An 11,221-nucleotide genomic window follows, 5' to 3' on the forward strand; every position below is an offset into this window, starting at 1 on the left:
CTGCCGTCCGATAATATACTGCGCCGGTTCGCCCGCTGCTTTGCGGCTTATGAGCGCTTCCCACGCCTCCTTGGATGAGGCAGGGAACGGATCAGCCAGCGCAGCGTAGAACGCCGTGCCTTCCAGCCCAAGCACGAGCTCCAGCAACAGGCGGGCATTATGCTGCGGCTCCAGCACGCCACAGCTTCCTAAAAAAGAAGAAGCCTCAACTAAGGCTTCTCTGATACTCATGTTGTTCTCCGGCGACATTCGATATACAAGATCACGTTCGTGTCCCACAGCTTAAACCCCTTGTTCCATCAAATCAGCCTGCTCCGCAATCGTGAGTGCTGATACGATTTCTTCAATCTCCCCGTTCATCACCTGATCCAGCTTGTGCACGGTCAAGCCAATACGGTGATCTGTTACACGGCTTTGCGGGAAGTTGTAGGTACGGATGCGCTCACTGCGATCCCCAGTACCTACTTTGCTCTTACGCTCGCCTGCATATTTGGCTTCCTCTTCCTGACGCATCATATCCGAAATGCGTGCACGCAAAACTTGCAGCGCCTTCTCCTTGTTGGAGTTCTGGGATTTGCCGTCCTGACAGGTTGCCATAATGCCTGTTGGCATATGCGTTACACGCACTGCGGATTTCGTTGTATTGACAGACTGACCGCCTGCACCGCTGGAACAGAATGTATCCACGCGGATATCCTTGTCTAGGATTTCGATATCGACTTCTTCGGCCTCAGGCATCACGGATACCGTAGAAGTAGACGTATGAATACGTCCACCAGATTCGGTCGTCGGAATCCGCTGTACGCGGTGTGCGCCGCTTTCGAATTTCATTTTGCTGTACGCGCCACGTCCGTTAATCATGAAAATAACCTCTTTAAAGCCCCCAAGGTCATTCATGTTCGCATCCATCAGCTCTACACGCCAGCCTTGGGTATCTGCATAACGAGTGTACATACGGTACAAATCCGCTGCAAACAGTGCGGCTTCGTCACCGCCCGCTGCACCACGAATTTCGATAATAACGTTCTTATCATCGTTCGGGTCCTTCGGCAGCAGCAAAATACGAATTTTTTCGTCCAGCTCCCGCTTACGGGCACTCAGCTCTTCAATCTCCATTTTGACCATTTCACGCATCTCGTCGTCCAGCTTTTCGCCCTGCATGGTTTTAGCTGCGTCCAGCTCTTCAACGACAGTTTTATATTCAGTATATGCTTCATAAGCAGGCTGTAAATCAGACTGTTCTTTGGAATAATCTCTAAGTTTTTTGCTATCGTTCGCCACATCCGGATCGCAGAGCAGTTCGCTCAGTTTATCGTAGCGGTCCGCCAATGATTGCAATCGGTCCAACAAGCGATTCACCTCTTCAGTTAAATTAATATGAAACCAGCTTCAAATTCACTGGCTACAGCTCTTTATTATAACAACTAATTGATTAATTAGCTACAAAAAATACTTGCTAATTTAGGATTTTGCAAAATTCCGCATATCAAATAAAAAGCCGCCGCCCTGAACAGGCAGCGACTACGTAATTAGCACATGCAGAAAACACATATACGTTAACCCAATATGTTTATCTATCAACATGGGTGCTATACACTGAAATACATGCTAAACGTTAAAACGGAAATGCATAACGTCTCCGTCTTGCACCACATATTCCTTGCCTTCCAAACGAAGCTGACCACGTTCCTTGGCCCCGTTCATAGAGCCGGCAGCGACCAAATCATCGTAGGATACAACCTCGGCACGAATAAATCCGCGTTCAAAATCCGAGTGGATTACGCCCGCAGCGCCAGGTGCTTTTGTTCCTTTGTGAATCGTCCATGCGCGTACTTCCTGCACACCTGCTGTGAAATACGTATACAGTCCCAACAAGCGGTAAGCTGCTTTGATTAGACGGTTCAGACCGGATTCAGTCAATCCCAGCTCCTCAAGGAACATCGCCTTATCTTCGCCTTCCAGCTCGGCAATTTCAGACTCTACTTTGGCGCTGATCGGTACCACTTCTGCATTTTCTGCAACAGCAAATTCACGTACCTTTTGCACATATGGATTGCTCTCGGCTTCCGTTACACCATCTTCACTGACATTAGCCGCGTACAGTACAGGCTTCATCGTGAGCAAATGAAGATCGCGTACAATCAGCTTTTCGTCTTCTGACAATTCTACGCTACGCGCAGGTTTGTCAGCATACAGCGATTCCTTGATCCGTTCCAGCACTTCAACCTCTTGGACGTATTGCTTGTTGCCGCCCTTCATGTTTTTGCGCGAACGCTCAATGCGCTTGTCTACGCTTTCGATATCCGCCAGAATCAGTTCCAGATTAATGGTCTGAATATCGCTGATCGGATCAATTTTGCCGTCCACATGGGTAATGTTCTCATCTTCAAAGCAACGCACCACATGTACAATTGCATCCACTTCACGAATATGAGCCAGAAACTTGTTTCCCAGGCCCTCGCCCTTGCTGGCGCCACGTACAAGCCCTGCAATATCAACAAATTCAAAAGCCGTTGGCACCGTTTTGTTCGGTACTACCAGCTCAGTCAGCTTATCCAGCCGCTCGTCCGGTACTTCAACGACCCCCACGTTAGGGTCAATTGTACAAAATGGATAGTTTGCGGATTCCGCCCCCGCCTGCGTTATTGCGTTAAACAGTGTTGATTTGCCCACGTTCGGCAGACCCACGATCCCCGCTTTTAAAGCCATAATCAGAACAACTCCCGTTTATATAAAATATGCGTTATACCATCTGTTAGTTTACCAACCCACATTATATAGGAGAACCTATACATGCGGCAAGCATATGGCTGTGGATTTAGGATTTTGCTGAATCCCTGCTTAGATTTCTTTGCTCATCTGGATATCCGTAACCCGATAGCCCGACTTGCGGTATACATGCAAAGCTCGCTCATTATGCCCGAATACGTGCAGACCGATGCGAACCGCGCCCAGCTTGCGAGCTTCCTGTTCCAATGCCTCCATCGTCAACGTACCCAGACCCTGTCCCTGATATGAATCGTAAACGAGAACATCCAGCAGAAAAGCTTCTTTACCTTGCGTTCCATCTGTAATATTGAACCAAATATATCCCGCTTCCTCTGGGCTCTGACCAGCAATTCCTGAATATTCAATCATGTACAGGTGAGCATGGGGTGTATCCAGCCTTTGCGGCAAATATTTGGCGAAGCTTTCCTTTGCCCGCTCCGGTGCTTCTTCTACCGTCCACGTACCTGCCTGGATTTTCTCCTCCGCGTAGTCCGCGAGCGAGCGCTGCTCAAAGCGTTCATACTGCTCTGCGTTCATCGGAACCAATGTGATAAATCCACTCATCCGTTCGCCTTCTTTCTTAGTCGAGTCGTGTCTTTAAGACGATCAATCCTATCTACTCCGATGCCAAACATGACTGTACGCAATTCCAGCTCCACTTGCTCCAATCGGGCTTCAAGGGCTTCGCTGGAGGCGACCGCCGAGCCAAGCAAGGAGCGCCCGAAGCCTGCCATATCAGCCCCTAAAGCAAGTACCTTTGCAGCATCGACACCGTCTCTCAATCCACCGCTGCCGATCAGAGCAACATTGGGCTGTGCAGCTCTGACTTCTACGATACAATCTGCGGTGGAATTGCCCCAATCCGCAAACGCTTCCGCCGCCGCGCGGCGTACAGGATCGGGATTACGGAATTTTTCCACCTGGCTCCAGCTTGTCCCGCCTGCGCCAGCGACATCAATAAAAGCTGCCCCCGCATCATACAGTCTCGAAGCCGTCTCGCCATCAATGCCCCAGCCTACTTCCTTGACTCCTACAGGCACTGAAAGCTGACGGCACAGCTCCTCAATACGCCCAAGCAGGCCGCTAAAATCCAAATTCCCTTCGGGTTGGAAAATCTCCTGCAATCCGTTCAAATGCAGCACCAACATGTCAGCTCCGGCAATTTCCACGGCACGCCGACAATCGTCCACACCAAATCCGTAGTTCAGCTGCACTGCCCCCAGATTGGCCAAAATCGGTATGCTGGGTGCCAGACGGCGAACCGCAAAGGTTGAAGCCAGTTCCTCCCTTTCCACCGCAGCCCGTACCGAGCCGACTCCCAATGCCCAGCCACGCTTCTCAGCTGTCTCTGCCAATCGCTCATTGATCGCTCCCGTCTCGGCGCTGCCGCCTGTCATGGAGCTTATGAGCAGCGGTGTGCGCACCGTGCGCCCCAGAAAGGCAGCATCCAGACGCACCTCGTCAAAATGCAGCTCAGGCAATGCGCTGTGTTTAAAGGCATACCGCTCCAGCCCACTGGTGATGCCTTGCCCCGCCACATCTTCTTGCAGACAAAGGCGGACGTGCTCAATCTTCCGTTCACCTGTCCGCGCAGCAGGCAACAAAGAGCCCGTTCTGCCGGAACCGTCAGGTGATTCTTTTTTATGTTCTGCATTGCTCATCTATGTTTCACCTCATCCAAGTCGCTCTGTTTAGTTTGTTTCGAGTTCGAGAAGCACAAATAAGACCGTTCCCGAACACGGTTACCGATCTGTTTATCGTTTCCTGTATCAATGTCTTTAAAAGCGGCAATTTAAGATACCTTCATTGTATCATGGATGGAAAAATATATACATCGCACATCGTAAAAACCGCCCCCTTTGAAGAAGAGGCTGCTTTTATTATCTTAATCTATTTGCGTCCACCTCAATTCATCCCTCCAGCGAGTCAGGTGCAGACGCAATGTTTTCTTGTTGTTCCTTTGTATGCCCTTGGCCAAGCTTAAACACCAAAATACCACCGATAATAACCAGCACCCCGATCAGCTTGTTAAAGGTGAACGGAATCTTTTCCAGTCCCAGCCAGCCTAACGAATCCCACAACAGAGCGGTACCTAATTGTGCAGTCAATACAACCGAAATCGCATAGGTTGGAGCAAGCCGCTTCATGCCTTGTACCAGACAGAACACAACGCCGACACCAATCATTCCACTGAACCAGTACCACAACTGCATATGCTGCAAAGTAAATGTATTTTTTCCTTCAAAGATAAGACTTCCGAGCAAGGAGGCCAGAAAGCCTGTTCCCAGCACCAAGGTGGTTGTAGCCCATGAACCCGTTCGTTCATTCACTTTATTATTAAATATTGTTTGCAGACTGACCAAAGCACCCGCAATTACCGCCAGTATAATCCCTAATACCATAATTTCAACTCTCCCCTTGTGATCCTTCGATTTATAATGATTCGTAAATATTATGGCCTGCCAGTTCACTTAAACCTTGTTTGTCCCGAATGACAATGTAGCCTTTTGTCCGCTCAACCCATCCATCCTCAATCATCTTGCGTATGACGCGATTAAGATGCCTGTAGCTGGTTCCAATCAGATTCGCTACATCTACCAGACTGGATACCCGTAATTCTTCATGAAAGACTGAATCGGATTCGTCAAAAGAAACGGATAGCAGGTAGCTCGCCAGTCTGACCTCCACAGGATACATGAGATTAAAGTTGGAGAAGTCGGAGTCCAGACAAAACTTTCGTGTGACTACATCCAGTAAAAATTGCAGTAAAGGAGCATAGTCTCTTCCGTATTTATGCATCCATTGATGGTGGATACCAATCACATAGATGGGAGACACCGCCTCTACCGTGTTGATGACTTGACTACTGCGAATATATTCAACATCTCCAATAACCTCGATCGGTTTTTTGAAGCAGAGAATCAGTGTCTTGCCTTCTGTAGAGCTGGTATAAATCTTGACCTTACCCTGCACCAATATGTACAGATACTCAATAGTATCCCCCTGCATACAGAGCTTTTCCCCTTGTTCCAAACGATGCAACGATAAATGAGGACGCAGTGGCTCATAGAGTATGGATTCCAATTGATGGAGTTGCAAAAAATGATACAGTTGCTCTTGGTCCTGAATTTCTCTCATTGCTAAGCTCACCTTCAATTTCTACGTTCTGGACTTATTCAACGAATGAAGTAAATAGTTAGAGCTTCAAAATAATCACACCCGCAATCATCATCCCAATGCCTATAAATTGGGGCAGCTTCATCTTTTGCTTCATTAGACCGAACCATCCCCTGATATCTACCAGGAAGGTTAAACACAACTGGGAAATCAACAAAGCCGAAATCGTGAACGTTACCCCGATATGTTGAATAGCCGTAACTTCACTGAATATAATAATAGCTGCAAACGCACCGCCCCAAAGATACATCGGCTTTACCTGTCTCATTTCAGCCACACGGCCGTCCCGTGTGACCATCCAGACCAAGGCTGCCAAAATAAAGCCTGTTAATTGAGTAACCGTAGCTGCCTGCCATGTACCGATATCATGACTAATTCGTGTATTCGCTACCCCTTGCAGCGTAATGCACGCGCCTCCTAGAAAAGCAAACAAAATTCCTTTCATCAATCGTTATTCTCCCCGTGTAAATGACGTTTTTATATATTAAATTATAGGGCAGACTTCCTATAAAGGACATATGTCCTTTATCATTTCATTTCAATTCGTTCCCGCATCCGCTTCAATTCTGTGGACTTGCGTTAATAACTAGACAGTGTTCAATCATAATCATAATTTGCATGTTCTGACACGATGGAATGGAATGCAAGATTTAATGGAGGAGTTGACCGCTGCATGGATAAACAGAAAACAAAATCCGACCAAAAAAGCCGTATTGTAAAAATCAGCATTCTGCTGCTTATCCTGTGGCTGATTGCCATAATGATCTATCAGACCCACAAGCCGTTGCCCCCTCTCGTGTCTTATGAATCTCGGGAATATTCAACCAACGAGATAAACTTCTGGACGGATTTGACCTATCGTAGCAAGGACGGAAACACAACGCAGCATGAAGGGCAGATTTTGAACCGTATGTTCAAAATCATTGATAATGCCCAGCAATTTATTGTCATCGACCTGTTTCTATTCAACGATTACAAACATAAAGGCCAGCGCTTCCCCGAAGTAAGCGCACAAATGGCCGATCTTTTGATTGCCAAAAAGAAGGCTCACCCGGATATGCCTATCTTTTTCATTACGGATGAAGTCAATACCAACTACAATTCATCTCCCAATCCTTTGCTGGAGAATATGAAACGAGCAGGAATTCAGGTTGTGTTGACCGATGTAGACCCGCTCCGGGACTCCACGCCCGTTTATTCTGCGGTGTGGCGCACCTTTTTCCAATGGTTCGGACAGCAGGGCACAGGCTGGATTCCCAACCTGATGGCCAGTGACGGACCTGACGTTACAGCACGCTCCTATCTCAAGCTGTTAAATGTCAAGGCCAATCACCGAAAATTGGTTGCCAGTGAACAGACAGCGCTCATTTCCACAGGCAACGTTCACGATGCCAGTGCATATCACTCCAACGTGGCGCTGGAGGTGAAGGGTCCCATCATCGGGGACATTTTACAGACGGAGCAGGCGGTGCTGGACTTCTCGGGCGGCGGTAAGCTTCCTGCCTATAACCCACAGACGAAAGCCTCCACTTCATCAGGTCAAGACAGCTACCGGATCAAATATCTAACCGAAGGCAAAGTATACAGCTCGGTTTTGGATGGTATTGGGCAGACGAGGAAAGGGGACAGCATTCATATGGGGATGTTCTATTTGGCTGACCGCAAGGTGTTGAACAGCCTGCTGGACGCCTCCGCACGCGGTGTGAGCATTCAATTGCTGCTGGACCCCAATCAAAATGCGTTTGGCCAAGAAAAAAAAGGCATTCCCAATCGCCCGGTAGCCCAGGAGCTGTCCCAAAAGTCGAAAGGAACCATTCAAATTCGCTGGTATAATACGACCCACGAGCAATACCATACCAAAATGATTTACATTGCCAAAGCACAAGGGGATCATATTATTTTAGCTGGCTCTACGAATTTGACTCCGCGCAATTTGGATGATCTGAATTTGGAAAATGAATTGTGGGTGGCCGCTCCGGCGGACAGCAAGCTGACCCGGCAGGTTACGGCCTATTTTGATAAGCTATGGAATAATCAAGGGGCGGCATATAGTCTGGATCTGGCAGCTTACGAGGATCACTCAACGTTTTGGAAGGATATCCTATACCGTCTGCAGGATATTTTGGGCTTTACCACATTTTAAAAATAGGGCCATCCTGTAACGGCTTGAGACTCGCCCTACAAGAGTGGTGAAAGCAAGCGCGCAAGTGATTCCATCAAGCGTTTGAACAGACGCTTTTTCATAAATTCCTCGCGCACGATTAGACTGGCTGACTGCAAGTCCCGTTCGTAATCTTTCACCATCTGTTGTACACTGTGCGTTTGAATCAACAGGGCGTTTACTTCAAAGTTCAAATGGAAGCTGCGCATATCCATATTAGCTGTTCCGATGGTCGCAACCTCTCCGTCAATAATGAGCAGCTTGGAGTGAAGAAACCCTTTTTCATATTCATATACCTTAACCCCGACCTCCAGCAATGATTGGAAGTACGAATGGGACGCGAGAAACGGTAGCCATTTATCCGGTTTCGCAGGAAACAGAATACGCACATCCAGGCCAGATAAAGCAGCCATCCGCAGAGCAGTCAGAATATCCTCGTCCGGAATGAAATAAGGAGTGGCGAGCCAAACCGACTTACGGGCAGACGTGATCATGGAGAAAAACAGATTTTTGAGCGTTCTCCGCTCATTATCCGGGCCACTGGCAATAATCTGCACTCCCCCGTCTGTAATCGGTTCAATATTGGGAGACAGATATTCCTTATCCAACACCGATTCGCCCGTCATATGAAGCCAGTCCTGTAAAAATATAAGTTGCAGCGTCCGCACAGCCTCACCCTTCACAATCATGTGCGTGTCACGCCAAAAGCCATAGGCTTTATTGCGACTAAGATACTCATCCCCTACATTCAGACCGCCAATCAATCCAATACTGCCGTCAATGACCACGATTTTACGGTGATTGCGGTAATTGACCCGGCTGGAGAAGAACAAAATCCGTGCGCCGCCGTATGCAACGACCTCGACTCCTGCATCTCTCATCTCCTTCAAAAATGACTTCGGCAGCTGAATGCTGCCCACCGCATCGTACATAAACCGGACCTTGACGCCTGCTTTGGCTTTTTCGATCAAAATTTTCTGAATGCTGGTACCGATATCATCCGACCGGAAAATGTAATATTCCATATGGATATGATGCTGCGCCTTACGCAGCTCTTCCAGCAAAGTAGAAAAGGTCTCATCTCCATTGTTCAGAATTTGAGTTTCCGTTGCAAAATAAATCGGGGAACGGGCCAGTCTGCGAGCCAAACGCATCAGTCGCTGCTGCTCATCTGTAAAGCAGGTCAGATCGCGTTTGACATGCATGGCATCCTTTTCAATCCGTTCATAAGCCTGTTGGTCACGCAATGCCTTTTTGTCATACTTGCGGCGTTTGAAAACATTTTGCCCAAACAAAAAATAAAGAGGAAGTCCAACAACTGGAAGCAAAGCCAGCAGTAAAATCCAGGACATCGTGGTGGAAGGATTACGATTTTCCGAAAAAATAATCAGACTAATGGAGATAACCGTCAGGGTAGAAAAGATACTGATGACGGTCCCTTCATTTGTGCCGATGTAATTAAACAATCCAAAATAATAAATAATAAACACCAGAGCCGCGATCAACACGGCCAGCAAACTTCGCCTCATAACCAACCTCACTTCCAATGGACTGCATTTGACAGGTATATTTCATTATATTGTACATGAGCCCCTTATTTCTTCCCACTTTTTCATTAAAAATGATGATAAAAAATGAATCTGAAGGAAAGCAGCGCACAAAACTGGTCCCTTGAGGTTGCTACTTATTTTTTTTTGTGCAAGAATAAACTAACGAACGTTAGGTAGGTGAAAATAATGGGAATGGAAGACATTCGAAAAGCTGCTCTTTTCCATTTTGCCACCATTGGGTATGAGGGAGCATCCTTGAGCAATATTGCCGGTGAGGTCGGTATTCGAAAACCGTCTATATATGCGCATTTTCAAGGCAAGGAGGATCTGTTTCTACAGGTGGCGAGATACGCTTTTCAAGAGCAGAACTTACGTATTTTCGAATACTTTACGGAACGCAGAGATCAGCCGCTGGAGCATACACTGCATGACTTCCTGTTTTGGATGGGACAGGAATATGAGAACAACAACACCGCCAAGTTTATGATTCGCTTTTCCTTCTTTCCGCCTGTGTCTTTGTATAACGAGGTTCTGGATATTGTTAATCCTTTTCTGGACAAAATGGAACGAAAATTGACTCGCCACATCCGGAATGCGCGGGATCGGGAACCCTTTGGACATATGGAGCCAGTGGATGTGGCTTTAGCCTACATGACATTGGTGGACGGAATCATGGTGGAGCTGCTGTACAGTGGAAGCATCAACTACCACCGGAGACTGAACGCTGCGTGGCCTATTTTTTGGCGTGGGATTACGTTAATTCCACCTCATGAAGCATGAAGAAGCAGAGAGGAGAACGTTCATCATGAACCGCAGTTGGATTTATGTTTTTGTAGGGGGCCTGATTGAGGTCGTATGGGTATCAGGCTTGAAGCACGCTGATTCTGTACTCGCCTGGATTATAACCGTGCTGGCTATCGCAGCCAGCTTTTACTTGATTTTAAAGGCAGCCAGCCGTTTGCCTGTTGGTACGGTGTATGCTGTATTCACCGGACTGGGTACAGGTGGCACCGTTGTAAGTGAAATGCTGATATTCGGGGAACCGTTTCAATGGTCCAAAACACTGCTAATCGCACTTTTGCTGGCAGGCGTAATTGGCCTAAAACTAGTGACTGACCGTGGTTCTGAGGAAGGAAGTGACGCATAATGGCTTGGCTTGCATTGGTTATGGCAGGATGTTCGGAAGTATTCGGAGTCATCGGTATGAAGGGAATTGCAGTTGGAAAAGGATGGAAGTCTTTAATGCTTATGGTCTTATCCTTTGTTCTCAGCTTCTCGTTACTCAGCTATGCAATGAAGAGTCTACCTATGGGAACCTCTTATGCGGTATGGACAGGTATCGGAACGGTAGGCAGCACGATTGTAGGCATGTTTTTGTACGGTGAGCAAAAAAGCGTACTACGCGTCCTGTTCATCGCCATGATTCTTGCCGCAGCTCTGGGATTAAAGCTGATTTCCTAAAGGAGTGATGTTTTGTGATTACGACCGTAACGCTTAACGCGGCTGTAGACAAAATCTACACGGTTGCAGGCTTCGGCTTGAATGCCGTCCACCGCATCGAAGG

12 protein-coding genes and 1 pseudogene are annotated in these 11,221 nt (G+C 47.5%); 4 read left to right on the plus strand and 9 right to left on the minus strand.

The window, feature by feature from the left end:
• From L693_RS28265 to L693_RS0117850, 8 genes and pseudogenes are all read right to left on the minus strand, one after another.
• Positions 1–279 (minus strand): annotated as a pseudogene (locus L693_RS28265) (protein-(glutamine-N5) methyltransferase, release factor-specific); the annotation flags it as partial.
• A 3-nt stretch (positions 280–282) separates the two neighbouring features.
• Positions 283–1,350 carry a peptide chain release factor 1 gene (gene prfA / locus L693_RS0117820; protein ID WP_025718745.1) on the minus strand — a complete coding sequence of 356 codons (1,068 nt, stop codon included), beginning with the start codon at positions 1,348–1,350 and terminating at the stop codon, positions 283–285.
• A gap of 258 nt (positions 1,351–1,608) precedes the next feature.
• Positions 1,609–2,709 (minus strand): redox-regulated ATPase YchF, encoded by a 1,101-nt coding sequence (gene ychF, locus L693_RS0117825; RefSeq protein WP_025718747.1) that lies wholly within the window; start codon positions 2,707–2,709, stop codon positions 1,609–1,611.
• Between the two features lie 132 nt (positions 2,710–2,841).
• Entirely contained in the window at positions 2,842–3,333 is a 492-nt protein-coding gene (locus L693_RS0117830; RefSeq protein ID WP_049825209.1) for a GNAT family N-acetyltransferase, read from the minus strand.
• Positions 3,330–4,430, minus strand: a complete 1,101-nt coding sequence (fni, locus tag L693_RS0117835) for a type 2 isopentenyl-diphosphate Delta-isomerase (protein WP_025718750.1) — start codon at positions 4,428–4,430, stop codon at positions 3,330–3,332. The genes L693_RS0117830 and fni overlap by 4 nt, the downstream gene beginning before the upstream one ends.
• 249 nt (positions 4,431–4,679) lie before the next feature.
• Positions 4,680–5,171, minus strand: a complete 492-nt coding sequence (locus L693_RS0117840; RefSeq protein WP_025718751.1) for a DMT family transporter — start codon at positions 5,169–5,171, stop codon at positions 4,680–4,682.
• 31 nt (positions 5,172–5,202) lie between these two features.
• On the minus strand, positions 5,203–5,907 hold the full coding sequence (locus L693_RS0117845; protein ID WP_025718753.1) for a Crp/Fnr family transcriptional regulator: 705 nt from the start codon (positions 5,905–5,907) through the stop codon (positions 5,203–5,205).
• A gap of 58 nt (positions 5,908–5,965) precedes the next feature.
• Entirely contained in the window at positions 5,966–6,391 is a 426-nt protein-coding gene (locus L693_RS0117850; RefSeq protein WP_025718754.1) for a DMT family transporter, read from the minus strand.
• 228 nt (positions 6,392–6,619) lie between these two features.
• Between L693_RS0117850 and L693_RS0117855 the strand changes: the two genes are divergently transcribed.
• Positions 6,620–8,089, plus strand: coding sequence for a phospholipase D family protein (locus L693_RS0117855; RefSeq protein WP_025718755.1), 1,470 nt, complete (start codon positions 6,620–6,622; stop codon positions 8,087–8,089).
• 35 nt (positions 8,090–8,124) lie between these two features.
• On the opposite strand, the gene cls is transcribed toward L693_RS0117855, so the two are convergent.
• Complete coding sequence (gene cls / locus L693_RS0117860; RefSeq protein ID WP_025718756.1) at positions 8,125–9,636, minus strand: cardiolipin synthase; 1,512 nt, start codon at positions 9,634–9,636, stop codon at positions 8,125–8,127.
• A gap of 207 nt (positions 9,637–9,843) precedes the next feature.
• Between cls and L693_RS0117865 the strand changes: the two genes are divergently transcribed.
• Genes L693_RS0117865 through L693_RS0117875 form a run of 3 tightly spaced genes read left to right on the plus strand, consistent with a single transcriptional unit; the run spans position 9,844 to position 11,118 of the window.
• Entirely contained in the window at positions 9,844–10,437 is a 594-nt protein-coding gene (locus tag L693_RS0117865) for a TetR/AcrR family transcriptional regulator (RefSeq protein WP_025718757.1), read from the plus strand.
• Between the two features lie 25 nt (positions 10,438–10,462).
• Positions 10,463–10,804, plus strand: coding sequence for a DMT family transporter (locus L693_RS0117870; RefSeq protein ID WP_025718759.1), 342 nt, complete (start codon positions 10,463–10,465; stop codon positions 10,802–10,804).
• Positions 10,804–11,118: a DMT family transporter gene (locus tag L693_RS0117875; protein ID WP_025718760.1), complete on the plus strand. Its 315-nt coding sequence runs from the start codon at positions 10,804–10,806 to the stop codon at positions 11,116–11,118. The genes L693_RS0117870 and L693_RS0117875 overlap by 1 nt, the downstream gene beginning before the upstream one ends.
• Positions 11,119–11,221 lie beyond the last annotated feature (103 nt).

This window comes from Paenibacillus sp. 1-18 (genome assembly GCF_000520755.1).
GTDB classification, from domain to species: domain Bacteria; phylum Bacillota; class Bacilli; order Paenibacillales; family Paenibacillaceae; genus Paenibacillus; species Paenibacillus brasilensis.

What these genes read in the sequence shown, in the direction of transcription:
- L693_RS0117850 (WP_025718754.1), bottom strand. Translation starts at nt 6,391, where the DNA reads ATGAAAGGAATTTTGTTTGCTTTTCTAGGAGGCGCGTGCATTACGCTG.
- L693_RS0117870 (WP_025718759.1), top strand. Translation starts at nt 10,463, where the DNA reads ATGAACCGCAGTTGGATTTATGTTTTTGTAGGGGGCCTGATTGAGGTC.
- L693_RS0117865 (WP_025718757.1), top strand. Translation starts at nt 9,844, where the DNA reads ATGGGAATGGAAGACATTCGAAAAGCTGCTCTTTTCCATTTTGCCACC.
- ychF (WP_025718747.1), bottom strand. Translation starts at nt 2,709, where the DNA reads ATGGCTTTAAAAGCGGGGATCGTGGGTCTGCCGAACGTGGGCAAATCA.
- L693_RS0117830 (WP_049825209.1), bottom strand. Translation starts at nt 3,333, where the DNA reads ATGAGTGGATTTATCACATTGGTTCCGATGAACGCAGAGCAGTATGAA.
- L693_RS0117875 (WP_025718760.1), top strand. Translation starts at nt 10,804, where the DNA reads ATGGCTTGGCTTGCATTGGTTATGGCAGGATGTTCGGAAGTATTCGGA.
- L693_RS0117855 (WP_025718755.1), top strand. Translation starts at nt 6,620, where the DNA reads ATGGATAAACAGAAAACAAAATCCGACCAAAAAAGCCGTATTGTAAAA.
- cls (WP_025718756.1), bottom strand. Translation starts at nt 9,636, where the DNA reads ATGAGGCGAAGTTTGCTGGCCGTGTTGATCGCGGCTCTGGTGTTTATT.
- L693_RS0117840 (WP_025718751.1), bottom strand. Translation starts at nt 5,171, where the DNA reads ATGGTATTAGGGATTATACTGGCGGTAATTGCGGGTGCTTTGGTCAGT.
- L693_RS0117845 (WP_025718753.1), bottom strand. Translation starts at nt 5,907, where the DNA reads ATGAGAGAAATTCAGGACCAAGAGCAACTGTATCATTTTTTGCAACTC.
- fni (WP_025718750.1), bottom strand. Translation starts at nt 4,430, where the DNA reads ATGAGCAATGCAGAACATAAAAAAGAATCACCTGACGGTTCCGGCAGA.